Genomic DNA, 21,594 nt, shown 5'->3' on the forward strand with positions numbered 1-21,594 from the left:
TTTGATCCTGCTGCACTGCTTTTCTAACAGGTCAAGAAAATCGAGGTCGCGGGAGAGCAATACCATTGGGTCGCTCCCCCACCATTTCGCCATATCAAAGTAGCGATTTAGGATGTCTTGCTGGGTTACCCCTTGAGGAAAAAACTCGCAACCATCCAGCCTGCATTGTTTAGATCTGACGGGCTCATTTGCTCCACCGAACTTGCTGGAATGCCAGCCAGCTCAACCAGATAAAACTTCACCTTTTTCATGCTGATATTGGCTTCGCCTTCAGGTGTCATCGTGTAGGGAAGGCCGATCTTGCAAACCTGTTCACCGGTCGGGGCTGGAATAGTGAGTTCTGAAATTGAATCGCCGTGGGCTTGGATAGGTGCGCTCAGCTTAATTACTTGTTTTGTCATTGATGGAACCCTTCTTTTCCGTTGAATTGCAGGTCGGCGGTGCCGTCTTCGGGGTTATGGTTGGCCTCACCCTCAAGCCAGGCGCCTTTCAGCACATACACCTGACCATTGGCCAGTTCGGCGGTGATGGTCATGTCATCGCTTGTGGTGATTTTTTTGAGCGGGAAACTCTTCGGGATCTTGAACGTGCCCTTAATGTAGGGGGCGCGGTGAGTCTCTTTGTAATCAACGCCACCATCGAGGCCTACGACCGACTCCTTGACGTTGGTGTTCAGGGGGATCTCCATCCCCCCAGTAGTTGACAGCTGCTCGCCATCAACTTTGAAATAACAAGTACCTGCGATACGGCCCATTTATGCCTCCTGATATTGCAGACGGAACTGGTTAAGCAGCGCAAAGACGCGCAGGCCGTTGACGTAGTCGGGCGGGAACAGCACGTTGACCCGACCAGAGTCGCCATCTCGCTCCACGATCAGGTGCTGGGCGAACAGCTCGCTGTTCTCGACGATGCCGAGGCGCTCCATGATGCGGTATTCGCCGTTGAGCTCGCCCTTGATCACCGCCGGGGTGACGATGGCCTGGCCCTCGCCGAAGCGGGTGCCGTCGTTGGCCAGCTTGTGGCGGCCATATTTACTGGTCACCAGGGTGCGCAGGCGGCGGATCACGTAGGCGGAGGTGTGCAGGGTCTCGCTGTCGAGATAGGAGTTGTCTGCCGCGCCGTACTTGTTGCGCTGATACATGGTGATCGCCCGTTCGACCATCATCACGCCAGAGCTGGCCGTCTGGGTGGCGATGCCACTGGTCAGCAGTACCTGCCGCTCGGCCATGGTGAAGCGCTTGCCGGTCGGTGCCGGCAGCAGGCCGTTCAGTTCGCCGGTCTGGGTCGGCCGCGCCGGGTCGATGCGGATAAACACCGCATTGCGGGCACAGCTGGCAGCCGCCACTTCGTAAGGCGAGGCAGCCGTCAGCGGCTCAATGCCGGTCATGGTGACGTGCTGGCCGTTGCGGGCCTTGCCGAAGGTGGAGAGTTCAGAGAGCGTGCCGCGCTTGGCGCTGTAGAGATGGCCGTAGATTTGACGCAGCCAAGACCAGCGGCCGGTGGCGTCGTTCATCTCCGCCTCCAGCACATCCAGCGAGCCGCTGTCGTGCCATGGGGTGGCGATAAAGTCGAACGGCTCATCACCCATGGCGGCAATGGCGGCGGTCAGATCGGGAGATCCGGCGCCACCGCTCAGGCATGACTGGGCAGGCAGTGCCACGTTGATGCCATTCGGCAGGGATTCCCCACCCATCACGCCGCGATAGTTGAGTGCGAGGTTGATGTCGTTGCCGGTCAACCCCTTCCATTTCGCGGTGAGGGTCACCACGCCCGCCGAGACGGAGGCGGTCACCGGCAGACTGGTATCGGCATCGATGGCGGCCTTGATGCTGGATGCCACCGCAGTGGCGGCGGCAGAGGCGGATACACCGGCCTGCACCCGCTTGCCCGCAATGTAGAGCGAGACCACCCCGGCAGAGATGGCAGTGCCAGTCACCGTGATGGTGGCGGTCGCGGCGGTGCCTGCGCTGGGCTCGGGTACGTCGATCAGCCACAGTTCGCCGAACGAATCGACATTGCGATAGGCGGCCACCATGGCGGCCAGCTGGCTGCCGGCACCGACCAGACCTGCCGCCTGGGCAGGGTTGGTGATCTGCTGCAGCTGGTTCTTGCCGGTGGTGACAGCAGCCAGGCCATGGCCCAGCACCAGCGCCCGCAGGGTTTCGCTGGCGCTATTGGCTGCCGAGTTGTCCATCTCCGCATAGAACAGCGGCACCCGCAGATCGGCGGGAACATTATTGAAGCTGACGGGCATTATTTTGCTCCCTTCTTGCTGACCGTGACCTGAGGCGCTGCCTCGGCTGTTGGCTCTTGCTCTGCTGCCGGTTCTTGCTCAACCGGAGGTTCGATGACGACATCGCCATCAAGCTGGCGGCGATACCAATACTGGTTGGCGCTCACCTCCCGCCCTTCTACAGGCAGCAGGTCGCCGCGGTCAGGATCGGGAACCGATCGACCGTCGTTGGGTTTGACGAACATTTATTGCTCCGGATTTATCTGGAATTGGAACTCGATAACACCGTCAGGCCCGCTGCCCGGGTCTATCAAATCGATGCCAAACCCTTTGCCCGGGTTATTGGCATCAACGCCATCGAACGATGGCAACTCTTCAAGGTCAGTCCATTGGCGGGTATCTTCCGGGCCGATATCGAACTCGGCCGAGAATTCAAACTGGTAGTAGAGGTGTGCCCGATTCATATCAAGCAGGTTGCCGCCCTGATAGGTAATGCCGTCGTACTTCTTCTCGTCCGGCGACCAGCCGAGCAGGGCCTTCCAGAGCGCCTCTCGCGCCTCCTCTATCACGTCAACCGAGGCTTGCCCGCGGGCGTCCTGGGTGTTGTTTACCACCACCACCACGGCGAAGGCGTCGGTGATCTTCTGCCAGTAGTCGGTCTTGCTGCGGTTCTCTTCTGCGTTGTCATCGAGGGGGATGACATAGGCGGCGGGCAGGGCCAGCTTGTTGTTCTCGGCCAGCGGCTTGAACTCGGACGCACCGGCGACCCTGCCGCCAAACATGGGGCAGCGCTGGCGAATGGCCGCAATCAGCGGGCTTATCTTCATGTCGGTTTCTCCGGCCTGACCGATGCCCTCAGCGCAGTGAACAGGGTTCGCTGGATTTCGTAGCTGCGGTATTTGAGGGTTTTGGCAAAGTAGTTCTGGCGGGGGGCGATGCGCCACGGCGAGCCGCCGCTGGCCCCCTTGCGGTGGCTCTTGACCCGCTTGGCGCCACGCCTGACCCCGTAAAAGAGGTATGCCGGGTAAAAGCCGTCGCTCGGGATATCTTTCGATGCCCCTTCACCCTTGTTGTGGCTGACTTTGACCATAAAGCCCGGGCGGTTGGCGGTTGCTCGCGGCACGAAGTAGCCGATCGACTTGGCCAGATCGCCGGACTGGTAGCCGGGGGCCTGCCCGGCTCCTGATATGGCTCGCCGCGCCACTGCTCGCCGGTTATCGCGCAGCAGGGTGCGGCCGATATCGACAAATGCCCGCCTGACGCGGGCCTTGTTGAAGCGGATCTCCTGCGCGTCAGGGAAATCAACGTGGAGGTAGATGCCGGAGTTTGAGTTCTCAAACGACATGGCAGCCTCTCTTGTTATGTCGGCAGGTCAAGCTGCTCCAGTTCGACCAGCGCCCAGACGGTTTCGCCGTTGAGTGGCTCGCAGCGCTTGACCCGATAGACAGTTCCCTTATGTACCATCTGGTGGTCACAGGTGAGCTGGCGCCAGCGGATCAGGCATTTGTGCGTCACCTTCTCGTCAATCTGCACCCCGGCCTGATAGATGCCGCCGGTGACAGGCATCAGCTTGCCCCAGACGGCGAGCTGGTCGTGGTACTCCTGCCGGGTGGAAAAATCCTCGTCGGGTACCTCGGTAACGCGCCGGATCTGCAGGCGGTGCTTTAGCTCGCCTGCGCTGGGCGGACGCATCGAGTTAACGACCGATGACTGTCTGATCTTCATATTGGCATCCTGGTGTAGGGGCCAATCAGGTAGCGAAAGGCAAAGGGCACCTCGACCTTCTCGAAGTCCGAGACCGCCTCGCGGTTGTTGAACCAGTGCGCCACCATCAGCAGGCCAGCGGCCTTGAGATCATCGCCGATCACCAGCTGGCGATCGGTCATCTCGGCCTGCGGAGCATCGAGCAGCTCCCGATCGGTGTGCTGCTCGATAGCCCGGCGGGCGGCCCCGATGTAGAGGTTAAGCAGCAGATCCTGGCTGGCGTCGTCCTCTTCGAGGCGGCACTGGTGCTTCACCTCTTCCAGCGTGATCCACGGCATAACTACTCCTCGGTTTGTTCCGGCTCGACCTGCGCCAGTGTTTTCTTGATCACCAGCTCGGCTTCGGCCGGTGACAGGCGGGTGACATCATCGCGGCTGTAGTTCTTCCACGGACCGGTGAAGCGCACCAGCACCCGCTCATCAGGAAGTGGCGCTGGCTCATCGCCGCCCTGCTGCTCGTTATCGGCGTCAGTGGCGCCAACGGGCTGATCACCGGTCAGCGGCGCGGCGCCAGCTCCGGCTGCATCGCCGGTTGCATCGCTTGGCGCTTGACCTGCTGCGGGGTGGTCAGAATCTGATTCATCGCCTTCGCCAGTTCCGGCGTGGGGATCTTGCCCGGTACCTGCATCGGCATCGGGTTGGGGGGTGTCAGTTGCATTGCTGGTCGGCGCCTGCGGCAGTTCGCCGCTCCTCTGCTCGCGATCGGCGTCAGTGGCAGATGCCTGCCCTGCGCGAGGGCCTTTCGGTGGCTTGGCCATGTCTGCTCCTTGTTACAAGGGGATGAGAGAGGGCGCCAGTGCGGCGCCCTGCTGCGGCCTTACCAGGTGACCTTGGTACCCAGCGCCAGACCTTCCGGATGACGGAAGCCCACATCGTGGTTGCCGACCAGGCGGATCAGCGACTGGTTGCGGGAGAAGGCGCTGACCAGATCGCCGTTGGTGTCCTTGTAGGTGGCTTCGGTGGAGAAGTCGATGGTCATGTTGTCCTGCTCGCCGATCACCACGTCGTTCCAGTCGGCGAAGTAGATCTCCGACTCGTTTGTACCGGTGCCGAGGTTTGCCGGGATGGTGTTGGTGTGCGCAATGGGGTAGCCCTTGAGCAGGCCTTGCGCCATCTCCGGATAGACCTTGTTGCCGTTGCCATCGCGCAGGCCGAACAGCTTCATCCAGGTGCGCGGGCTCATACCCCAGCCCGGATTGACCATCAGGCTGTTGGAGCTCATCAGCAGGAGGATCAGGCTGTCGAGATAGGCGTCGATGGTCTTCATGTCGGCAGTGCCGGTCCACTCGACGGTGCGGCTATTGTCGGTCGCGACCTTCTTGAAGCCGGTCGGGGTGTTTCCCGTGCCGTCATCGCGCAGGAAGGCTTTATCCTCGCGCACCGCCATGGCGGCGATCATGTCGCTCAGCACCAGCTGCTCGACGCTGTAGCCGGCGCGACCAATCAGCTGGTTACTGATAGGAACCAGGGTGATCATGGTCTTTGCAGACAGCTTCACATCGTTGAACTGGCTGGCGCTGCTGTTGGCATCAGAGCCCTCGCCAACGTAGCTGGACTGAGCGCCGCCACTCATGCGTGGCAGAGAGAGGTTGCCATTGGGCAGCGGCAGTACACGGGCGCCCAGCTGGCGCACAATGGTCTTGGGACGCAGCAGCTCGATCACTTCGGAGTGCAGGTTCTCGGGGATCAGCGCACCACCGGAACCGGCTGCGGTGCTAATGGCCATGGCTACCTGCTGATCACCGATCTCGGTGGCGGCAAACTTCTCAGCCTGCTGCATGTCGCCCTTGCTGGCGGCGATAGACATTGCCATACGGGCGAAGCCTGCGCCGGGATACTGTTTCAGTTCCTGCTTCACATGGACGGCCGGAGGCGCCTGAGAACCGTGAGCATTGACAGGTACAGCCTGCTGCGCCATCAGGCGCTCAGCGCTCTCTTGGCGGGCGATGGCGGCGCTGATCTTGTTCGCTTCGCTCTCAAGGTCAGCAAACTGCTGCAGCTGCTCATCGGTAAGAGCTGTACCGCTGGCTTCGAGTTGCGCCAAGGCGTTGACCTGGGCGGCGATTTCGCCACGCTCGCGGCGGAGGGCTTCGATAGTCTTCATCGATTGGTTTCCTTTGGACATAAAAAAAGCCCCTTTCGGGGCTTGTTGGATCGGTTCCGCCGCTGGGCTAGAACTGGTTCTGTAATTCGATGGCGCGGGCCCGCATGGCGATGCTTTGCGCCGGTTTTGCCGGCTTGGCCACACTGGCGGCCAGGCCGTTGAGATAATCCTGAGGGTTGGCCAGCTCATCGGCCAGCCCGTTGCTGACCGCTTCGGCCCCGCTGTAGAGGGTGGCCTCGGTGGCTTTCACCTGCTCGACTGACAGGCCGCGATAGCGGGCCACCGAGCTGATAAACAGGTCGTAGGCCTGATCCATGCGGTGGTTGATGGCCGCCATGGCGCCATCGCTGAGGGGCTCATGGGGGGTGCCGTCCTTTTTGCGGTCACCGCGGTAGAAGGTGGTGAACTTGAGACCTACCTCCTCCTCCCACTTGCTCACCTCCATGTGCTCCATGATGACGCCAATGGAGCCGCAGCCGCCGGTTTCACTGACCACCACCTTGCTGCAGGCGGCGGCGATGAAGTAGGCCGCCGAGTAGGCAGAGAAGTTGACCAGCGCGGTGATCGGCTTGACGCTGCGCTTGGCATAGATGTAGTCAGCCAGCTCCTTGCAGCCGACCGCATGGCCGCCGCCGGAGTTGATGTCGAGCACGATCTCTTTGACCCGCTCGTCGGCGAGCGCCGTGGCGATCTGCGCCCGCGCCCACTCGTAGCTGGTCAGCTCGGTGCAGGCGTTATCGATTTGACCGCGCCGCGCGACCAGAATGCCGTGCAGCGGGATCACCGCCAGCCCTTCAATGCGGTACCGCGATTCGCTGCGGGCCTCGAGAGGCTTTGGCTCCAGCCCATCCGGCAGGTCATCGGCGGCCATCACCTCGATCTGGTTGCCCAGCATGCGGGGCATCAGCAGGCTCTTGACCCCTGCCAGCACCTCCTGGGTGACGTAGAGCGGACACCCGAACACCTGGCTGGCCAGGTGCGGGTAGTTGATCATCAGCTTCGGCATAGGATGGCCTCAATTTCCGTGATTTGTTCCTGGGTCGCCTGGCCGATGCCTTGCGGCAGCTTGCCGGTAGAGACCATGTTGAGCGGGGTCAGGTAGATATCACCACCCTGGATAGGGGGCAGGTTTTCCAACCGGCGGATATCGTTGACGCTGAGCCAGCCCCACTGGCGACCGAGGGCGTATGACTCGTAACGGGACTTCTGGTCTGCCCGCAGCAGGCCGGAGAGGTTGAACTCGATATAGAGGTCTTTGCGCTCACTCGGCAGCAGCAGGTCGCGCATCATGGCGGCCTCGATGCGCTTGACCCACGGCAGCAGGGTGTAGATGACGAACTGCAGCCCCTGATGCTCGATGTTGTTGTTGGTTGCCCGATCCAGCCGCCGATCATGTGCGGCGGCACTTTGTAGAGGCGGCAGATTTCGATGGCGCCATATTTGCGCGACTCGAGCAGTTGGCTCTGCTCGTTGGTCATCGCCATCTGTTTGTACTGCATCCCCTCCTGCAGGATCGCTACACCGAAGGAGTTGCGCGCCCCGGAGTAAGTCTCGATAAATTTATTTCTGAAATTATCAAGAAGATCTTGGGTTCCAAGTGGCTTATTTGGCGCCTCAATAACGCCAGACAGTGTGGTGCCATTGGCAAATACCGAGCCGGCATGCTCATCCACTGCCATGGCAAGCCCGATCGCATCCGGGTTGCTCTGGATCGGCGAGACGCCGAGGTAGCCATCCAGACTGAAGGCCTTGACGTGGTGCACCATCCGCATCGGCAGGATCTGGTTGCTGCCATCGAGCAACTGGTAGTAAGGCAGCCCGTCAGGCCCCTTGAGCACCATCATCTTGTCCGGGTTGACCGGGATCAGCTCGGTGATGTAGCCGTCGCCACTGCGCTCGATCAGGCTGTAGCTGTTGCCGCGCAGGCCGAGGTGGCCCATGCGCTGCTCGTTGAATTCGAAGCTGGTGTCTTTCTGGTTGGGGCAGGCGTGGATAATGTCGTACAGCGGGTGGTCGGTCGCCCGGGTGCGGCTGTCGTCGCTGCGTTGGTAGAGCTCGCACGGCAGCTGCGCAATGGATTCAGCCAGCAGGGTGACGCAGGCGCGGACAGTGCCTTGCGCCAGCGCAGACTCCGGCGTGACCATGACGCCAGCCTTGCTGCGCCGCGCCCCTACGCTCGAGATCCACTGACTGAAGTTGCCGCCGCCCCCCCTGCGCTCAAACAGGAATGGGAAGAACATCAGCCACCCCCGCTCTGTTTATTGTACTTGTGCCAGGCGATGGCGCGGCTCAACCAGGCAGACCAGCCCAGCGCCAGCAGGCCACCGACCACCCAACCGAGCGGGGCAGACCAGAGCCAGGCGCCATAGGTCAGCGCGGCGGCACCCAGCAGGCCCACCAGAAAGGCGACGATGTTCATCAGCATAGGACATCCGTGGTTTCGTAAATGGATTTGGTATTGCCGCGACCCGCGACCATGGCGCGGCCGATGGCCATCATGAGCGCGACAGCGCCGTCAATTTTCTGATCGGCAGACTCTTTGACCGGGCGCACCACATCATCGTTACCGGGCAGGTTCTTGCCGATCACGTTGCCGATACACCATGTCATCAGGCTGTTGCCATCGTGATGGAAACGGCCGGACTGAATGGCGGCCTCCAGCTCTCGCATCGGGTCGCTCATGTTGGTGTAGTTCTGGGTGATTGAGATGGGGGTCAATCCCTCATCTGCCAGATCGTGAGCCAGCGCGGTTGCGCCTGCCGGGTCGAGCGGGACTTCCAGCACGTTACCACTGGCTGCGGCCTCTTTGGCTACGGCCAGGATTTCGCGATAGTCGATCTCGGCACCTTCTGTGGTGCTGAGCTCGCCAAGGTTCATCCACTTCTGGTAACGCTCTGCCAGCCGCCGGTTGTCGGTGTTGAAGGCCGTATCTTCCGGTACCCAGAATTCGGGGGCGATCGAGTAGTAGTGGCGTTTGCCGTCAATATCTCGCCAGAACAGGCGAGCCATGGAGTTCATGTCGAGCTTGCGGGCAAGGTCGAACGAGAGGATCAGCTCCTGCCCTTCGAACTGCTCCAGCGTCAAGCTGCGATCTTCGCAGGCCTTCCACGCCTCCATGTTGTAGTAGGCGGTTTTTGCCGACACCCAGACATTGAGGTGCTTGGTCTTGAAGATGTTGGCAAAGCGGGCGGACTTGATGGCCTTGGCCTGCTGCGCCAGCAGGTATTCGGCGTAGACGGAGACGCCCATGTTCGGGTTGGCCTTGGCCAGCACCTTGGGATCCGTCCAGTCGTCACCCTCGTCAATGGTGTAGATGATGCCGAACAGCTCATCATCCGGCACCGTGCCCGCCAGCATCTCGATCACTTCCCGCCGCTTGTCGTAGCAGGGGCCGTCGATGTTGTAGCCGGCGGTGGTGATGACCCACATCAGCGGTTGGCGGCGGGCGCCCATACCGGTGATCATGGTGGTGTAGAGGTCATCCGTGTCGTGCTCGTGGTACTCATCCACGATGGCGCAGGATGGCGACTGACCATCACCCGGATTGCCTATCAGCGGCTCGAAGCGGGCGCCGTCAGACGGGATATTCAGGTTGCTGGCGTTCACCTCGATACCGAAGTGATCGAGCAGCGCCTGGGTGCGCTTGGCCATCAGGCGGGCGGGGCGAAACACCTCCCACGCCTGTTTTTCTGTGGTGGCGCCAGAGTAAACCTCGGCGCCGAATTCGTTGTCTGCCGCGAAGCAGTAGAGACCGACCGGGGCAGAGAGCGCCGACTTGCCGTTTTTACGCGGGATCTCGTTGTAGACCTCGCGAAAGCGGCGCAGGCCGCTGCCCTTGCGCACCCAGCCAAACACGCAGCAGATGATGAACATCTGCCACGGCTCTAGGCTTAGGGTCTGGCGCTTGAAGGCCCACTCCCCCTTGGTATGGGGCATGAGCTGGACAAAGGTGGCGGCTCGCTCTGCCTTGTCCTTGTCGAACCGAAACCGAAACTTGGCCGACTTCTCTTTGGCCAGATCATCGAGGTGGCGCTGGCAAGCCTGGATGACGTAGCGGCAGGCTGGGATCTTGCCGCGCACCACGTCGCGGGCGTAGCCGTTCGCCACGTTGACATAGGGATAACTTTTGCGTGTTGCCATCGGTCATCCCTACAAAGCTGCGAACGGGTTCCCCCCTCCCTGTTTCTTGTTGCCTCCGATCAGGCGTGAGCGGCTGGATGGGTCCAGCCCCAGCAGCGAACCGTAGGTGGTCATCTGCTTGAGTGATTCGTTGGCCACCGTACAGGCGGGGTTTTTGACCGGCCCGCCGGTTGCCCCTTCGACAACCAGGCCGTGTTTGGTTATCTCGATCTCGGCTCTGCGCCAGCGCGAGTAGGCGGCGCAGAATGCCTCGAGGTTGTGCAGGTCGGTGACGCAGAGCACCTCGGCACCGCAGAGCTCACGGATCACCATGTCCCAAATGGTCGGAGCCCACTGATCCTCTGCCAGCCATTCAGGGCATTCGACATAGAGCAGCGGGGTGAAGGTTGGCTCGGCGTTGTTCAGCGAGCGCTTGCCGGGGTTGCCAGCCAGCCGCTTCAGCGCCGTCGGTTTGGGCTTGCGACCTTGACCAGGCGCTCTTGGTGCCCCTGCCATCGCGCCCTCCATTTAAATTTTTAATTTCGCGGGTATAAAAATTTGACCGGGCTGGCAGTCACGGAGGCGAAAAGGTGGAAGGATTTGATCCCCCCTACCCCCTCAGGGCTGCCAATGGCGGCCAGCTGAGGCCTCCTGCTGCGTCTTCAGCTTGTGGCAGCGCCGGCAGATGGCCTCAAGGTTGCTATCGTCATCCGTGCCGCCAGCGGCCTTTGGTACGATGTGGTCAACGGCATAGGCTTGGGTGATGATCCCCTTGCGAATGCAGGGCTGACACAGCCCGCGGTCGCGCTGCATGATGCGCTCGCGCCGCTTGCGCCAGCTGGCCCCATAGCCACGCTCGGCAGATGACTTGGCGGCAACGCGCCGCCAGCCGACAGCCTGACCAGCATGATCGGCACAGTAACCGCCAGGATTATCGGTCAGGGCATGACACCCTTTGGCCCGGCAGATCTGCTTGATACGTGGAGGCATGGCTATCGCTTCAAATAGGGCGCCGCACCGGACGCAGTTACACGGGACGACCCGTCAGTTTGGAGAGTGACTCGGTGCGGCAATTCGGTTAATCGGGATTGGTCAGGGAGAAGTAGGCTCTTTGGCAGGCCAAGCCTGATGCTCGAGCGCGGTCATACGCTCTTGCCAACTCTCCCGCTCGCGCATCAGCCCGGCCGAGCAGGTCGGCGAGCACCACGGCGGACTGTCCGGCTGCATCGCCTGACTGGGCAGCGCCGGAATCGCTGGCGCACTGACTGGCTCGCTTGGCCAATCGGCCGGCTTGCTCGCGCAGCCCGACAGCAACAGCATCAGCGGCAACAGCATCGCGCTCAGCACTGGCAATCTGTTTTTCTGCATCTTGCCTCACCCTCTCGATATCAGCCAGGCGGCGCTCCTCGGCCTTGCGGGCGGCCACCTCGGCATCAGCCCTCACTGTCGCCAGTTCGGCCGCCTGCTCGTTCCACTTGGCAGACCACTCCAGCTCCTTATCGTGAGCCCCCTTCGAGTAGCCTTGCTGATAAAGAAGCCACACCAGAAAAAACAACACTGCCTGGCGCAGCACAAACCACAACACGGGGTGCGCCTTGAGGAACAGGCGAACCGCATTCATGCCAGCACCCCGCCGAGCTCAACGAACTTGGCGAGCAACTTCTCTTTGGAGTGCTCCGGCTGGTTGTAACCGGCACCCGGCAGGGATGCCCAGATATTGCGGCACTTGTCGATCGCCGCGCTGATGCGCCCGGCCTCGATATCGGCCAGCGCCCGCCGCTCACTGATCAACTGAATCGCCCACTTGTCTTGCGAAAGAGGGCCGAAGTCAGGTAGCGCCAGCTGCGCCTTATAGTGCAGCCAGTGCTTGCTCAGAAACTGATAGCGACCGGCGGCCGTGCTTTTCAGCCCCGGCGCAACCTGGATAGACACGTTCGGATGCTCGGCATAGCTCGCAAAGGTCTTGCCCGGGTTGACCAGCTTGTCATAGCCATCATCACCGCGGCCGATGGTACCCTCGCTGAATGCCAGCATATCGAGAAAGGCCGCCAGATTGCGGCTGCACTCAATTCGAGCCATTCTTGCCCTCCTCACCCATCCAGCGGGCGGCGCGCTTTTCATAAATCGCCAGCGCCTTGGAGCCCATCAATCCGGCGAGACCGGACATAAAACCGCACAGCGGGATCGGCACATGCATATACCAGCTCAGCAGCATGGTCAGCATCCCGGCAAAACCGGAAACCGCAACCTGCGCTGCCGCCTCGCGCCACGCAAATGGGCGCCCCTCGCGCCGGATGGTCTGGATATAGGCAACCAGACCGCCCCACACACTCAAGCCGCCGAATGCCAGATAGGCCAGCAGGCTGTAGCTTTGAGGGTCTTTATCGGGCGTCATAACTTACCTCCACGGCAAAACCGTCACATGGCTCGCGCATGGATGACAGACCAAGCGGAACAAGGGCTGCTTCAGGCATCTACATACCTACCTCCCCGCAGGGCCCAGAAACGCAAAAACCCCGGCCTGGGCCGAGGTTCGAGAATCAGAAAACAAAAGAGACCGCCACCATTTGGTTGCAGTCTCCCATCATTGGCAATCAGCCTACACAAAATTGCAGCGGATGTAAATAGCCTCGATAAACGCCCTCTGCCACACAAAAATTAATCACCGTACAGCCATGGTTATGGCAATGCATCAGACATCCATGGACAATAACCGCAGATTAATTATTAAACTCGAATCAGCGGCATGACCAAAAACCTGCTGGCGCGCCTTAACGCGCTTGACCACATCACAGACCCTGACGAACTGAGCGCCGCCATCGAGCAACTGATAACGGCGCTGGGCTTTGACTACTTCAGACTGGCCATCATCATCCCGGTCAGCCAGCAGCGCCCGCTAATCCGCATCCTCAACTCCTGCCCGCCTGACTGGATAGAGCACTACAACCACCACGGCATGATCGCCCGCGATCCGGTGGTGGCCGCCGCCCGCAGCCAGACAACCCCAATCAGATGGCACGAACTGCGCGGGACAGATGAACAGATGGATGTGATGGTCGAGGCGGCAAAGTGCGGGCTGCGCAGCGGCGTCTCCCACCCGCTGCACGGGCCGAAAGGGGAAACCGGCGTACTCAGCTTTATCACCGAGCGCTACCGTCCGGATCTATACCTCGAAATGGCGCCCACCCTCGCCATGGTCGTACCCTATGTGCTGGATGCCACCCTAAAGGCCTGCCGCCCCAGCGACACCCAGCCGCTCAAGGCGGTCGAAGCGGATTGCCTGTTCTGGGTCGGAGCGGGCAAAACCGCCGCCGAGATCGGCATCATCATGAGCATGCCTGAGCGCACCGTGAACCACCACCTCGCCGAGGCTGGTAAAAAGCTGGGGGCCCATAACAGATACAACGCCGTGGCGCTGGCGCTGTCCTCTGGCGAACTGGCGCCCACCCTCGACAAGGCCAGAGTGATAGACCACATCAATCCCCATGCTCCAGCAATCGCTGCGCCGCCTCCTCAACCAGTGGCATAAACAAAGGCGGCAGCGCCGGCAGCAAATCCTGCAGCCTGGCCGCCAGCTCCTGATTGGTCAGATTGACGGGGTGATCGGCGGGCATGCCGAGGTCAGACGACTGAATGGGTGACATGGCAATACTCCATAGCGGCCATGGAGTGATCATAGACCCCCACCAAAAAGCCCGCATCAGCGGGCTTGCGTTATCGGTGAGTAAGCGCCATACAGATGGCTTTCAGCGCATTTACTCTTACTTGCCGGCTGGGTTTTCAGTCCACCACTCGACCTCTTCCCCATGCTCAAATTGCGCAGGCCTTTGCCACACTCCACCACCATCAGACCCATGCATGTATGCCATGGTGTAGGCCTTGCCGTAGTTTGTCACCACCACAACATCTCGAGTCCATTTGTGTGGCTGCCCTTCTGGTGGTGTAGTTGCGTTGATCCACATCCGCCCTTTCCTCTATCAATCAGCCGACCATTACAGATTGGGCGGCCATGTCCATATCCGAGAGCGGATTGGTGCTATCAATATCGGCCTGATAGCCGACACAAAACCGAACCCACTCTTCAAACTCATCATCCGTATGGGTCGGCAGGTCGTCCCTGTCTATCTCAATCGTTACCCGTTCCATATCTCGTTTTTTCCTCTAACTCATTCGCTTCTGATGGTATGGCCGCAACCAGCACAATGTTTCTTGCCACCAACAAACGTGGTCGGGTCGTGCAGATCACCGCATACCGGGCACTTCAATTTCATGACCTTGATGGCTACATCCTGAGTCACACCATCCACGACCGGCAGGGGCTTATATCCGCATGACCAGCCGCCAACAGCAGGGTCAATAATGACTGGGCGGCGGCATTGCTTCCCCTCCCACGCTAGGTCAAATTCGATCCCTTTCTTGCCGCAATGGAGGCACTCTTGAGTCATCCCGTTTTTCCTCTAATAAGGGGGCCACACTGGCCCCGTTAACTCACCCGATTACCAGCCCTGAGCCTCACACCACGCATTAAACGCCTCATCACCCATCCGGCGCTGCACCTCACACAACGTCATCTCAAACGCCAGATCGGCGCCTGGGGTGTTCATGTCGTAAAGGCCAATCAATGCTGCTTTGAGTTGCTCGGTGGTGTACTTGCTCATTTTCGTTTCCTTGCTAGGGCTGTCTCGTTTCGATGAGTTAAATTTACCATATATGGTAAATCATGCAATAGCTAATTCACCCTTTTTGGTAAAACATAGAGAGCCCGATCACAATCTCTTCAATCTCACGAATGACTGTCAGGCGGCGGGACAGCTGCCCCTCGTTGACGTTGTGAGCGGCCGCGGCAGCCTTCTGCGTCTCCCCATCAACCAGCACGGCCCGAGCGGCCGCCTTGATGTCGTCAGAGCGGATACTGGTCAGTTTTAGCAGCAGGTCAAACTGCGCATTGGTCATCACACAATCCTCTTAATCAAATCACCCAGGCTAACCGGATCGGTATCGCACAGGGTCTTAATGGCCTTGATGCTGGTCATCCCCAGGATCTCGCCGATATGGCGCTCGTCTATCCCCTTGCGCTTGAGCTTCACAGCCAGCGTTCGGCGGGCAGATTGAGCCGTAGCCCCCTCAATGCCAGCCTGAGCGAACAGGCGAGCAATCAGGGCCGTCAGCTGGTCAGCCCGATAGCTCACCCGACCATCCCGCTCGATGCGCGTCAGCTTGAGCGGCTGGCCGGTTCGACCAGAGACAAACAGACCGCTCTGCGGGTCGAGTCCACGATAGGCCGTCAGCCTGCCGGTGATGCCATGCCCGCGCTTGAGCCGGTCGGCCAGGTGATCATCAATGGCGGTGATCAGCTTCTTGTTGACCCAGCACAATGGGCGAGCCCGCCCGTTAAATGCGATCTCCGGCCTGACCACCGTCTCGCCCAGCGGCTCACCACCAGGGGAGAGATAATCACTCACCAGCAGCTGCGCCAGCTCGGCTGGCTTCATGCCCGTACCGAAGCAGCAGAGCAGCACGGCGGCATCCCTGAGCCCGTTCTCTGGGCTCGATGCCTTGGCCACCGCAACGGCATGGGCCAGCTGCGGATCTTCAACAACAATAGCCTTTGGCATTAACTGTATAATCCCGATTATCGACATTAAACAGAGAGACTACAGCAAAAGAGAGGGGCCATAAAGGCCCCTTGTTCAATTCTGGTCAGTGGTTCACGGAAAGTTCGCGGGGGCAGCTTATCCACAGAATCAGTGGAGAAGCGGCCTGACTAGCTGTGTGTAAAAAATGCGCTGGCCTTGCGCAGAGCCAGCAGGATGGGGGATGGACTGGGCGGGTAGAAGCAGGGCGTTATCCCTGCCCCTCTGGCACGAAACCACGGGCCGGTGATGATGCCAACGCTGCCGGCCTGCAAGCCATACTCAAAGCGGTACACCTTGCCACAGCGGCAGCAGGGCCAATCAAGCTGGCCTGTTTCATCCCGCTGGCCCATATGACCACCGGAAAAGACATGAGCGCACTTGCGCTCACGTCTGGCCTGCAGCAGTTCCTCAAGCGAACTGGGCATAAAGCACGATGCCGATGAAAATGGCAGCGGCGATAAGGTTGCATGTGCGATCAGATATCATGTTTATCACCTATCGGATTAGAGGTGCGCTGCTGCTCGATAGCATTTTCAATTAGCTTTGAGACGCCAGCAGGGTCTTTGCAGTGGATGTTTTGCATTACTATGGCGCAAGCCTTTGCTGCTGGCCTTGTTACGCCATGAGCATCAATAAGCGCCCGTGCTTGTGATACCGTAAGGCCACTTACGATATGCCCGTTATCGTCATGCAATGAAACCAGCTCTTCCCGCCAGTCACCGCTCATCATTCGCCATTCGCTGGAGTTGGCGCGGGCAAACAGTTGCTGGATCAGCCCAACTCCTTGGCGAACGTGATCCGGCAGCGTCTCCACATCAACATCGAGCGGCAACCCTTTTGCAGCACGGATAAGGCTAACTATCCAGTCGTTGCGCTCAAGTACGAGCTGTGTGTTTTGTTCTGTCATGTCGTGTTTTCCTCTAACTCATTCGCTTCTGATGGTATGGCCGCAACCAGCACAATGTTTCTTGCCAGTGTCATGGCTACCTGGTCACAGGTGGCTCACCGTCATGGCGTGAGCGAACTGGAGGTGGTGGTGGTGGAGATGGAACCTTTGCGCGGCCCTTGCCACGAAGATGCTCACGCAGAGCATCAACAGTCCACGGCCCAACGTCTACCGGCGGATAGCTGGCACTCAACCCCTCTCCATCCACTTCTGACTTCATGTTGTCCAGCGTGATGCCAACCTCCTCGAACTCGGCAAGCCAGCGGCGGTACTCCTGCCATTTAACCCGCCACCGATGAAGCTCAAGCAGCTCCTTGCCGGCAATTTTCCATTTAAGCCACGTGAACATCGCGTTAATCATCTACATCCACCCCATAATCTTGCGGGCAATAAGGCTCGCATTAACAAGGACGAAGAAAGCCCAAAAACAAAAGATCACCACTTTAGGCAATGTGGTTTTTACTCTCATCACGCCGCCGTCACTCGCTTGTAAAATGCTTCCACCTCGCTCTCCTGCACATGGCACCATGCCAGCACTGCCTGATAGAGCGGGTACCACTGCTGCTCCCACTCGCCGCGACTGAGAGTGCCCAGCAGCGGCTCGATGGCGCGGCGAACCTGAGTGCCCGGGATCGGGCGCAGGCCGGTACCGTTGCAGCGCGGGCAGGTCTTGTCGATCACCTTGCCGTGCAGCCGGCTCAGCTCCAGATCACGGATCACCCCGCGCCCACGGCAGAACTGCGGGTGACAGGCTGCCCCCGGGGTATCCACGGTGCGGCAAAAGTGCTGCACGGCGAGGGCCGCCAGTGCCTTGAGCGCCAGACCTTGCCGGCGATCCTTAATGGCCCCCACATACTTGGGAGCAATCTTGCTGCAGTGAGCCTTCACCCCGCGCACCGCCACGCCTTGGCTCTCCATGTCCTTGTTGTAGCGGGCCATCACCAGCGCCAGGCCAACGGCCTCATATTTCTGCACCAGCCCCAGCGCCCCCAGAATATCCGCCTTGTTCAAATGGCTGGCTCCTGTCGAACGGGATTGAATGGCCTGGATCATCGCCGAGCGCGGGTTACCGATAGAGAGAGCATATTCAAGCCGCATCAGAATGCCTCCAGTGACCAGTTGGCGCCTTTGCGCATCACACCGACAAAGGTGAACATCCAGTGCTGCTTGGCGGCGGCCACCTTATCTTGACCCGGGCGTCATCCTCCCAGAACCCCTTCACTTCATGCAGTTCGATCAAGCCATCCTTGCCCACCACCATAAAATCCGGGGTGTAAAAGGTCTTGTCGGCCAGCTTCAGCTTGAGCGGTTCGAACTCATAGGAGAGGATCTCCCCCGCCAGCATCAGCAGCCGCAGGTGATCGGCATAGGCCTGCTCGGTCTGGTTCATCTTGCCGGGTATCGGCCGTGGCCGTGCCCTGCTCTTTACCGGTTTTTTCCCACTGTAAGGCGTCATCCAAACACTCCCAGGCCCGCGGCCTTGTTTAACGTCATCGCGACGTGAACCAGCTGGCTGCCGTGGGTGCGCTCCCACTGCTGCCAGCCCTTGTTGTGCAATTCCATGTGTGCATCGTGGCTAAGCGGAAAGGTCATCAGATCGTTCGCCTTGCTGCCCATCACGCTCAGGCCGTGGCCGATCGCATGGTGCGCCTCGACCCCCTCGGTCTGGCCGGTCACCACGGGCAGCTGGCGCACGAACGCCAGATAATCGGCAGACTCCCAGCGCTTCATCTTGGGGCGGGGGATGTGCAGCATCGACGGCTCCGGGTCGATGGCCTTCACCGCAGGCTTGGCGCGGATCTTTTGCCGCAACTCAGCCAGCGGGTCCTGCTCCAGCATCTCCTCTTTGCTCACCCGAAAGCGGGCATCGGTCTCCCGATAACCGCGCCCGGGTACCAGCACCCGCTCCGGCTCCAGCGGCGGCAAGCGGCAGGCGTGGCGCACCACCGAGATCGGCAGATGCCCCTGCACCTTGTAAACGCTGGCCCACCAACAGAGATCCCGCGCCTGCAGCTGGGCAAGCGGCACCCCGCACCATCCGGCAACCCGGGTCAGCAGCGCCCGCGCAATGGCGGTGGCATGCTGGGCGGGGTTGAACGGCAACTGACCATCCCGATACTCGTTATCGTGATGCCAGCACAGCGGCAGCGGCAGACCACCCATCTCGGTGGTGACGGTCTCGCCCACGCACCCCTCGCCGATCAGGCACTGGCCCACGCTGCGCAAGGCCAGTTCGCCACCGGCGGCCTTGACGATAGCGGGGTGCAGTAGGGCGCTGGCGAGCTCCGGGAACTGCGCCAGCAGATCACCCCCATCAGCAGCGGGAACCAGCATTGCCGGACGATTGCCCAGGGATGAGCGCAACTTGGCCAACCCATCCCCCACCGCCAGCAACACCATCCCCATCTCAGGTACAAAGACCGGATGGGTCGGGTTCACGCCAGCTTCTCCACCATCTCGAGCTTGTCGAGTAACGGGCCAAGGCGAGCGAGCAGCTGATAGCTGGCGCTGCGGCGCAGGGCGGCGGATTCGGAGGCGATCACGCGGCGGGCTGCCTCGGCGGCGGTCAGGCCGGGGCTGGCGTTGTCGATTGAGCGGAACAGCTCGGCACTGATATTGAGTTCGGCGCCAATCGGATTGGCGGCTTGACGCTGCAAATGCTGCGCACGGGCAGCACTGCGGCTGTTGAATTTACTGCTCATGTGACCCCTTTACCTCACGGTAGTGGTTCAGCCGTTCGCGAAAATACGCCTGGTAATCCGCTGGCTGTTCGGTGATGGCCCTGGCGACATCGGCGCGACTCGCCTGGCCGTGGCGACACTGCCATACCAGCAGGGCCGCCAACTTGTCCAAGTGTACCCTCTTACGGGCCTCTTCAGGAAGCCTCGCGAGGTTGAATATCATGGCCGGATACCTCACTTCGTATCTGACTGGCCGCCTTGGCCGCATGATCCGCCGCAAAGGCCAGCGCCTCCGGCGTGATCCCGCTACGGGCGGCATTGCGCATAACCTCAGCGGTACGTTCCAGCTCGTGCAGCGACCGGTTAAGGTGCGAAGAAATCTTGCTGAAAGAGTCAGCAAGCGCCTTGGCGTGATGGGCTGCAGATGGCAGCGACATCACCAGATTGAGCTTGTTCGGATCGTCCTCGTCTACTGATGCTTCAACAAACTCTGCGAGCCAGGTTTTCATGCCTCACCCCCTGCCAGCCGCTCCCTGAACGCCTTCAGGATGGCGATCAGATAGGCCGCCTCATGGCGAGCATCGTGCAGGGCGTGGTGACGAACACCCTCGAAGGGGAGCTGATACTTGGGGTCAATCCCCAGCAACACTCGCCCCATCCATACCGCAGTTCGCAGCGACTGGTTACCCCTGAAGTGCCATGGCTGCGCCATCCCCCACTGATCATAGGCGTGAGCCAGGATCACGTTGTCGAACTCGCTGCCGTTGCCCATCAGTTGCACATCCTCAATGCGGCCAAACGCCTTGAGCAAGAAGGTAGATAGCAACTCGAGGGCGCTGGTAATAAACAGCCGCTGGCCAGCAGGGTTGAACAGCTCATCCCACGCCGCCGGGCTCTCTTGCCGTTGCTGCTCCCAAAAAGCCAGCGTGCCTTCCGAGCGGCTCCGGTTTACTTGGTTGTGGTCAACCCGGCAATAGAACTCATCGACCACCACCAGACTGCCCAGATCGACTACCACCACAGCGATAGAGCAGATCACCGCATCAGCCCCCTGCCCCAGCGTTTCGATATCGACCACGGCAAGCCGCTCGGCTGACACTTCGTAAAATGGCTTCGTACTCAGGCCGCTAAAAATCATGCGTTACCTCGCTTGGCTTTGTTGCGACGGCTGCGAGCAGCTCGCTTTGATGCTGCCGCTCGATCATTGCGGCGATTGGGGGTGATGAATAGCCTGCACGGGTTCTCAACCTTGTCAGTATTAACAATGCGATATTGGCCACTCAGATCTTGCTTAATGACTATCATGCTGCCACCTTCCCCAGCCCGACCTTTGCCAGCAGGTCTGCAAAGCGGCTCTGGTACCAGTGCGGCGCCGTCTCACGCTGGCAGCGCGGATCCACGATGTTTTTGCCATAGCGCAGGCCAGCGGGGGTGATCGACCAGAATTCCTTCTGTTTTTCCGGTGTCTTGGAGGAGGGTCGTTGCATCTTGACGATCAACCCATTCGACTCCAGCAGCGCGTTGAAGTAGCGCACACTCATGGTCACCCCATGCTGCTTGAGCCCCTCGGTGGCAGAAAAGGTCGGCCGCGAACTGCCATCGGTGGCATCGCTCGGCGCATCGATGGCGTAGCTCGGCAGCAGATTGGGCAGGCCGTGCTGGCGCTGGATGGTCTGCAGCATCCCCAGCTTGCCGGAGTTGCTGACGTTCAGCATGCGGGCGGCGGTCTCGACAAACAGCAGCTCCACCTGCACCGCCTCCACATTGACCGCGGGGCGGGCCACCTGGTATTGGCCTGTCTTGCGCAGGGATGGCAGCACCTCACCGGTCACCCAGCGCTTGAACGCCCTGGCCGCTGGCAACTTGCTGCCGAAGATCAGCGCATAGACCCCACCCTCATCGAGGAAGGAGACCTCCTGCACCCCGCTGGTTGTGGGGGTGTCGCGTTTCACGACATCCCCCTCATCCACATGGCGCTTCACGGCATCCCGCGCATTGCTGTAGCCCAGCGCCTTGCACACATCGACCGCGCAGAACAGCACGCGCCCCTCCTCCTGGATCAGCCGTACCTTGCCAAATTCCGCACTGTCAAAACTCAACACCTGCATGTCA

Annotated in this window: 37 protein-coding genes and 1 pseudogene; 1 reads left to right on the forward strand and 37 read right to left on the reverse strand. The window is 60.4% G+C overall.

Translation table 11 applies throughout. From position 1 onward, the window contains the following. Positions 1–125: 125 nt before the first annotated feature. From ACTG2B_RS19015 to ACTG2B_RS19105, 19 genes and pseudogenes are all read right to left on the reverse strand, one after another. Positions 126–401 (reverse strand): phage tail assembly protein, encoded by a 276-nt coding sequence (locus ACTG2B_RS19015; RefSeq protein WP_362810600.1) that lies wholly within the window; start codon positions 399–401, stop codon positions 126–128. Further along, entirely contained in the window at positions 398–754 is a 357-nt protein-coding gene (locus ACTG2B_RS19020; protein ID WP_439996633.1) for a phage tail tube protein, read from the reverse strand. The genes ACTG2B_RS19015 and ACTG2B_RS19020 overlap by 4 nt, the downstream gene beginning before the upstream one ends. Next, positions 755–2,254, reverse strand: a complete 1,500-nt coding sequence (locus tag ACTG2B_RS19025) for a phage tail sheath subtilisin-like domain-containing protein (protein WP_439996634.1) — start codon at positions 2,252–2,254, stop codon at positions 755–757. Then, a complete protein-coding gene (locus ACTG2B_RS19030) occupies positions 2,254–2,478 on the reverse strand; it encodes a DUF2635 domain-containing protein (protein WP_439996635.1) in 225 nt (74 codons plus the stop codon). Before ACTG2B_RS19030 ends, ACTG2B_RS19025 begins: the two co-directional genes overlap by 1 nt. Next, positions 2,479–3,060, reverse strand: coding sequence for a phage tail terminator protein (locus ACTG2B_RS19035; protein WP_439996636.1), 582 nt, complete (start codon positions 3,058–3,060; stop codon positions 2,479–2,481). After that, positions 3,057–3,578: a hypothetical protein gene (locus ACTG2B_RS19040; RefSeq protein WP_060388636.1), complete on the reverse strand. Its 522-nt coding sequence runs from the start codon at positions 3,576–3,578 to the stop codon at positions 3,057–3,059. Before ACTG2B_RS19040 ends, ACTG2B_RS19035 begins: the two co-directional genes overlap by 4 nt. Positions 3,579–3,592: 14 nt before the next feature. Beyond that, on the reverse strand, positions 3,593–3,958 hold the full coding sequence (locus tag ACTG2B_RS19045; RefSeq protein ID WP_439996637.1) for a head-tail adaptor protein: 366 nt from the start codon (positions 3,956–3,958) through the stop codon (positions 3,593–3,595). Next, positions 3,955–4,275 carry a head-tail connector protein gene (locus tag ACTG2B_RS19050; protein ID WP_076362406.1) on the reverse strand — a complete coding sequence of 107 codons (321 nt, stop codon included), beginning with the start codon at positions 4,273–4,275 and terminating at the stop codon, positions 3,955–3,957. Before ACTG2B_RS19050 ends, ACTG2B_RS19045 begins: the two co-directional genes overlap by 4 nt. 2 nt (positions 4,276–4,277) lie before the next feature. Beyond that, positions 4,278–4,754 carry a hypothetical protein gene (locus ACTG2B_RS19055; RefSeq protein WP_439996638.1) on the reverse strand — a complete coding sequence of 159 codons (477 nt, stop codon included), beginning with the start codon at positions 4,752–4,754 and terminating at the stop codon, positions 4,278–4,280. A gap of 59 nt (positions 4,755–4,813) precedes the next feature. After that, on the reverse strand, positions 4,814–6,100 hold the full coding sequence (locus ACTG2B_RS19060; protein WP_439996639.1) for a phage major capsid protein: 1,287 nt from the start codon (positions 6,098–6,100) through the stop codon (positions 4,814–4,816). A 67-nt stretch (positions 6,101–6,167) separates the two neighbouring features. Then, complete coding sequence (locus tag ACTG2B_RS19065) at positions 6,168–7,106, reverse strand: S49 family peptidase (RefSeq protein ID WP_439996640.1); 939 nt, start codon at positions 7,104–7,106, stop codon at positions 6,168–6,170. Further along, positions 7,094–8,340 (reverse strand): annotated as a pseudogene (locus tag ACTG2B_RS19070) (phage portal protein). Before ACTG2B_RS19070 ends, ACTG2B_RS19065 begins: the two are co-directional and overlap by 13 nt. Then, entirely contained in the window at positions 8,340–8,525 is a 186-nt protein-coding gene (locus ACTG2B_RS19075; protein ID WP_265061539.1) for a hypothetical protein, read from the reverse strand. Before ACTG2B_RS19075 ends, ACTG2B_RS19070 begins: the two are co-directional and overlap by 1 nt. After that, positions 8,519–10,240: a terminase large subunit gene (locus ACTG2B_RS19080; RefSeq protein ID WP_439996641.1), complete on the reverse strand. Its 1,722-nt coding sequence runs from the start codon at positions 10,238–10,240 to the stop codon at positions 8,519–8,521. Before ACTG2B_RS19080 ends, ACTG2B_RS19075 begins: the two co-directional genes overlap by 7 nt. A gap of 9 nt (positions 10,241–10,249) precedes the next feature. Beyond that, positions 10,250–10,735 (reverse strand): phage terminase small subunit P27 family, encoded by a 486-nt coding sequence (locus tag ACTG2B_RS19085; protein ID WP_439996642.1) that lies wholly within the window; start codon positions 10,733–10,735, stop codon positions 10,250–10,252. A gap of 102 nt (positions 10,736–10,837) precedes the next feature. Beyond that, entirely contained in the window at positions 10,838–11,209 is a 372-nt protein-coding gene (locus tag ACTG2B_RS19090) for an HNH endonuclease (RefSeq protein ID WP_439996643.1), read from the reverse strand. Between the two features lie 88 nt (positions 11,210–11,297). Beyond that, a complete protein-coding gene (locus tag ACTG2B_RS19095; RefSeq protein WP_439996644.1) occupies positions 11,298–11,840 on the reverse strand; it encodes a DUF2514 family protein in 543 nt (180 codons plus the stop codon). Beyond that, the gene (locus tag ACTG2B_RS19100; protein ID WP_439996645.1) at positions 11,837–12,298 is read right to left on the reverse strand and encodes a glycoside hydrolase family 24 protein; all 462 of its coding nucleotides are present in this window, start codon (positions 12,296–12,298) and stop codon (positions 11,837–11,839) included. The genes ACTG2B_RS19095 and ACTG2B_RS19100 overlap by 4 nt, the downstream gene beginning before the upstream one ends. Next, positions 12,285–12,614 carry a phage holin family protein gene (locus ACTG2B_RS19105; protein ID WP_439996646.1) on the reverse strand — a complete coding sequence of 110 codons (330 nt, stop codon included), beginning with the start codon at positions 12,612–12,614 and terminating at the stop codon, positions 12,285–12,287. The genes ACTG2B_RS19100 and ACTG2B_RS19105 overlap by 14 nt, the downstream gene beginning before the upstream one ends. Positions 12,615–12,965: 351 nt before the next feature. Here ACTG2B_RS19105 and ACTG2B_RS19110 point away from each other — a divergent pair, with 351 nt between their 5' ends. Further along, positions 12,966–13,748, forward strand: a complete 783-nt coding sequence (locus ACTG2B_RS19110; RefSeq protein ID WP_439996647.1) for a helix-turn-helix transcriptional regulator — start codon at positions 12,966–12,968, stop codon at positions 13,746–13,748. On the opposite strand, the gene ACTG2B_RS19115 is transcribed toward ACTG2B_RS19110, so the two are convergent. The 18 genes from ACTG2B_RS19115 to ACTG2B_RS19200 form a co-directional block, all read right to left on the reverse strand. Further along, positions 13,696–13,863: a hypothetical protein gene (locus ACTG2B_RS19115; RefSeq protein ID WP_439996648.1), complete on the reverse strand. Its 168-nt coding sequence runs from the start codon at positions 13,861–13,863 to the stop codon at positions 13,696–13,698. The two genes, ACTG2B_RS19110 and ACTG2B_RS19115, sit on opposite strands and share 53 nt — an antisense overlap. Before the next feature lie 117 nt (positions 13,864–13,980). Further along, complete coding sequence (locus ACTG2B_RS19120) at positions 13,981–14,181, reverse strand: hypothetical protein (RefSeq protein ID WP_439996649.1); 201 nt, start codon at positions 14,179–14,181, stop codon at positions 13,981–13,983. 19 nt (positions 14,182–14,200) lie between these two features. Beyond that, the gene (locus tag ACTG2B_RS19125; RefSeq protein WP_439996650.1) at positions 14,201–14,365 is read right to left on the reverse strand and encodes a hypothetical protein; all 165 of its coding nucleotides are present in this window, start codon (positions 14,363–14,365) and stop codon (positions 14,201–14,203) included. A 20-nt stretch (positions 14,366–14,385) separates the two neighbouring features. Beyond that, positions 14,386–14,664, reverse strand: coding sequence for a hypothetical protein (locus ACTG2B_RS19130; protein WP_439996651.1), 279 nt, complete (start codon positions 14,662–14,664; stop codon positions 14,386–14,388). Between the two features lie 51 nt (positions 14,665–14,715). Further along, positions 14,716–14,877 (reverse strand): hypothetical protein, encoded by a 162-nt coding sequence (locus tag ACTG2B_RS19135; RefSeq protein WP_439996652.1) that lies wholly within the window; start codon positions 14,875–14,877, stop codon positions 14,716–14,718. A gap of 76 nt (positions 14,878–14,953) precedes the next feature. Next, a complete protein-coding gene (locus tag ACTG2B_RS19140) occupies positions 14,954–15,172 on the reverse strand; it encodes a PapB/FocB family fimbrial expression transcriptional regulator (protein WP_171270135.1) in 219 nt (72 codons plus the stop codon). Beyond that, entirely contained in the window at positions 15,172–15,834 is a 663-nt protein-coding gene (locus tag ACTG2B_RS19145) for a tyrosine-type recombinase/integrase (RefSeq protein WP_439996653.1), read from the reverse strand. The genes ACTG2B_RS19140 and ACTG2B_RS19145 overlap by 1 nt, the downstream gene beginning before the upstream one ends. 149 nt (positions 15,835–15,983) lie before the next feature. Then, on the reverse strand, positions 15,984–16,280 hold the full coding sequence (locus ACTG2B_RS19150) for a hypothetical protein (protein WP_439996654.1): 297 nt from the start codon (positions 16,278–16,280) through the stop codon (positions 15,984–15,986). A 50-nt stretch (positions 16,281–16,330) separates the two neighbouring features. Then, entirely contained in the window at positions 16,331–16,762 is a 432-nt protein-coding gene (locus ACTG2B_RS19155) for a hypothetical protein (protein ID WP_439996655.1), read from the reverse strand. Positions 16,763–16,838: 76 nt separating this feature from the next. Further along, positions 16,839–17,162: a hypothetical protein gene (locus ACTG2B_RS19160; protein WP_439996656.1), complete on the reverse strand. Its 324-nt coding sequence runs from the start codon at positions 17,160–17,162 to the stop codon at positions 16,839–16,841. A gap of 107 nt (positions 17,163–17,269) precedes the next feature. Continuing rightward, the gene (locus ACTG2B_RS19165) at positions 17,270–17,899 is read right to left on the reverse strand and encodes an antitermination protein Q (RefSeq protein WP_439996657.1); all 630 of its coding nucleotides are present in this window, start codon (positions 17,897–17,899) and stop codon (positions 17,270–17,272) included. Positions 17,900–17,936: 37 nt separating this feature from the next. Next, positions 17,937–18,257, reverse strand: coding sequence for a DUF1064 domain-containing protein (locus ACTG2B_RS19170; RefSeq protein ID WP_439996658.1), 321 nt, complete (start codon positions 18,255–18,257; stop codon positions 17,937–17,939). Next, the gene (locus ACTG2B_RS19175; protein WP_439996659.1) at positions 18,254–19,240 is read right to left on the reverse strand and encodes a DUF968 domain-containing protein; all 987 of its coding nucleotides are present in this window, start codon (positions 19,238–19,240) and stop codon (positions 18,254–18,256) included. The genes ACTG2B_RS19170 and ACTG2B_RS19175 overlap by 4 nt, the downstream gene beginning before the upstream one ends. After that, positions 19,237–19,503 carry a hypothetical protein gene (locus ACTG2B_RS19180; protein WP_439996660.1) on the reverse strand — a complete coding sequence of 89 codons (267 nt, stop codon included), beginning with the start codon at positions 19,501–19,503 and terminating at the stop codon, positions 19,237–19,239. Before ACTG2B_RS19180 ends, ACTG2B_RS19175 begins: the two co-directional genes overlap by 4 nt. After that, positions 19,493–19,654: a hypothetical protein gene (locus ACTG2B_RS19185; protein WP_439996661.1), complete on the reverse strand. Its 162-nt coding sequence runs from the start codon at positions 19,652–19,654 to the stop codon at positions 19,493–19,495. Before ACTG2B_RS19185 ends, ACTG2B_RS19180 begins: the two co-directional genes overlap by 11 nt. 22 nt (positions 19,655–19,676) lie before the next feature. Next, entirely contained in the window at positions 19,677–19,991 is a 315-nt protein-coding gene (locus ACTG2B_RS19190) for a hypothetical protein (RefSeq protein ID WP_439996662.1), read from the reverse strand. Beyond that, positions 19,988–20,620: a 3'-5' exonuclease gene (locus tag ACTG2B_RS19195; protein WP_439996663.1), complete on the reverse strand. Its 633-nt coding sequence runs from the start codon at positions 20,618–20,620 to the stop codon at positions 19,988–19,990. Before ACTG2B_RS19195 ends, ACTG2B_RS19190 begins: the two co-directional genes overlap by 4 nt. A gap of 163 nt (positions 20,621–20,783) precedes the next feature. Then, positions 20,784–21,590 carry a BRO-N domain-containing protein gene (locus tag ACTG2B_RS19200; RefSeq protein ID WP_439996664.1) on the reverse strand — a complete coding sequence of 269 codons (807 nt, stop codon included), beginning with the start codon at positions 21,588–21,590 and terminating at the stop codon, positions 20,784–20,786. Positions 21,591–21,594: the final 4 nt, after the last annotated feature.

Origin of the sequence: Aeromonas sp. 30P, assembly GCF_051919805.1 — a bacterium.
In the GTDB taxonomy this organism is placed as follows: Bacteria; Pseudomonadota; Gammaproteobacteria; order Enterobacterales; family Aeromonadaceae; genus Aeromonas; species Aeromonas veronii.

Bases quoted from the DNA above. Each gene is read 5' to 3' on its own strand.
- ACTG2B_RS19030 (WP_439996635.1), bottom strand. From the start codon at position 2,478: ATGTTCGTCAAACCCAACGACGGTCGATCGGTTCCCGATCCTGACCGC.
- ACTG2B_RS19055 (WP_439996638.1), bottom strand. From the start codon at position 4,754: ATGGCCAAGCCACCGAAAGGCCCTCGCGCAGGGCAGGCATCTGCCACT.
- ACTG2B_RS19090 (WP_439996643.1), bottom strand. From the start codon at position 11,209: ATGCCTCCACGTATCAAGCAGATCTGCCGGGCCAAAGGGTGTCATGCC.
- ACTG2B_RS19120 (WP_439996649.1), bottom strand. From the start codon at position 14,181: ATGTGGATCAACGCAACTACACCACCAGAAGGGCAGCCACACAAATGG.
- ACTG2B_RS19020 (WP_439996633.1), bottom strand. From the start codon at position 754: ATGGGCCGTATCGCAGGTACTTGTTATTTCAAAGTTGATGGCGAGCAG.
- ACTG2B_RS19100 (WP_439996645.1), bottom strand. From the start codon at position 12,298: ATGGCTCGAATTGAGTGCAGCCGCAATCTGGCGGCCTTTCTCGATATG.
- ACTG2B_RS19125 (WP_439996650.1), bottom strand. From the start codon at position 14,365: ATGGAACGGGTAACGATTGAGATAGACAGGGACGACCTGCCGACCCAT.
- ACTG2B_RS19085 (WP_439996642.1), bottom strand. From the start codon at position 10,735: ATGGCAGGGGCACCAAGAGCGCCTGGTCAAGGTCGCAAGCCCAAACCG.
- ACTG2B_RS19115 (WP_439996648.1), bottom strand. From the start codon at position 13,863: ATGTCACCCATTCAGTCGTCTGACCTCGGCATGCCCGCCGATCACCCC.
- ACTG2B_RS19190 (WP_439996662.1), bottom strand. From the start codon at position 19,991: ATGAAAACCTGGCTCGCAGAGTTTGTTGAAGCATCAGTAGACGAGGAC.
- ACTG2B_RS19080 (WP_439996641.1), bottom strand. From the start codon at position 10,240: ATGGCAACACGCAAAAGTTATCCCTATGTCAACGTGGCGAACGGCTAC.
- ACTG2B_RS19200 (WP_439996664.1), bottom strand. From the start codon at position 21,590: ATGCAGGTGTTGAGTTTTGACAGTGCGGAATTTGGCAAGGTACGGCTG.
- ACTG2B_RS19065 (WP_439996640.1), bottom strand. From the start codon at position 7,106: ATGCCGAAGCTGATGATCAACTACCCGCACCTGGCCAGCCAGGTGTTC.
- ACTG2B_RS19015 (WP_362810600.1), bottom strand. From the start codon at position 401: ATGACAAAACAAGTAATTAAGCTGAGCGCACCTATCCAAGCCCACGGC.
- ACTG2B_RS19145 (WP_439996653.1), bottom strand. From the start codon at position 15,834: ATGCCAAAGGCTATTGTTGTTGAAGATCCGCAGCTGGCCCATGCCGTT.
- ACTG2B_RS19060 (WP_439996639.1), bottom strand. From the start codon at position 6,100: ATGAAGACTATCGAAGCCCTCCGCCGCGAGCGTGGCGAAATCGCCGCC.
- ACTG2B_RS19105 (WP_439996646.1), bottom strand. From the start codon at position 12,614: ATGACGCCCGATAAAGACCCTCAAAGCTACAGCCTGCTGGCCTATCTG.
- ACTG2B_RS19035 (WP_439996636.1), bottom strand. From the start codon at position 3,060: ATGAAGATAAGCCCGCTGATTGCGGCCATTCGCCAGCGCTGCCCCATG.
- ACTG2B_RS19095 (WP_439996644.1), bottom strand. From the start codon at position 11,840: ATGAATGCGGTTCGCCTGTTCCTCAAGGCGCACCCCGTGTTGTGGTTT.
- ACTG2B_RS19045 (WP_439996637.1), bottom strand. From the start codon at position 3,958: ATGAAGATCAGACAGTCATCGGTCGTTAACTCGATGCGTCCGCCCAGC.
- ACTG2B_RS19150 (WP_439996654.1), bottom strand. From the start codon at position 16,280: ATGCCCAGTTCGCTTGAGGAACTGCTGCAGGCCAGACGTGAGCGCAAG.
- ACTG2B_RS19170 (WP_439996658.1), bottom strand. From the start codon at position 18,257: ATGACGCCTTACAGTGGGAAAAAACCGGTAAAGAGCAGGGCACGGCCA.
- ACTG2B_RS19050 (WP_076362406.1), bottom strand. From the start codon at position 4,275: ATGCCGTGGATCACGCTGGAAGAGGTGAAGCACCAGTGCCGCCTCGAA.
- ACTG2B_RS19040 (WP_060388636.1), bottom strand. From the start codon at position 3,578: ATGTCGTTTGAGAACTCAAACTCCGGCATCTACCTCCACGTTGATTTC.
- ACTG2B_RS19180 (WP_439996660.1), bottom strand. From the start codon at position 19,503: ATGAGCAGTAAATTCAACAGCCGCAGTGCTGCCCGTGCGCAGCATTTG.
- ACTG2B_RS19155 (WP_439996655.1), bottom strand. From the start codon at position 16,762: ATGACAGAACAAAACACACAGCTCGTACTTGAGCGCAACGACTGGATA.
- ACTG2B_RS19140 (WP_171270135.1), bottom strand. From the start codon at position 15,172: ATGACCAATGCGCAGTTTGACCTGCTGCTAAAACTGACCAGTATCCGC.
- ACTG2B_RS19075 (WP_265061539.1), bottom strand. From the start codon at position 8,525: ATGCTGATGAACATCGTCGCCTTTCTGGTGGGCCTGCTGGGTGCCGCC.
- ACTG2B_RS19195 (WP_439996663.1), bottom strand. From the start codon at position 20,620: ATGATTTTTAGCGGCCTGAGTACGAAGCCATTTTACGAAGTGTCAGCC.
- ACTG2B_RS19135 (WP_439996652.1), bottom strand. From the start codon at position 14,877: ATGAGCAAGTACACCACCGAGCAACTCAAAGCAGCATTGATTGGCCTT.
- ACTG2B_RS19025 (WP_439996634.1), bottom strand. From the start codon at position 2,254: ATGCCCGTCAGCTTCAATAATGTTCCCGCCGATCTGCGGGTGCCGCTG.
- ACTG2B_RS19160 (WP_439996656.1), bottom strand. From the start codon at position 17,162: ATGATTAACGCGATGTTCACGTGGCTTAAATGGAAAATTGCCGGCAAG.
- ACTG2B_RS19165 (WP_439996657.1), bottom strand. From the start codon at position 17,899: ATGCGGCTTGAATATGCTCTCTCTATCGGTAACCCGCGCTCGGCGATG.
- ACTG2B_RS19130 (WP_439996651.1), bottom strand. From the start codon at position 14,664: ATGACTCAAGAGTGCCTCCATTGCGGCAAGAAAGGGATCGAATTTGAC.
- ACTG2B_RS19110 (WP_439996647.1), top strand. From the start codon at position 12,966: ATGACCAAAAACCTGCTGGCGCGCCTTAACGCGCTTGACCACATCACA.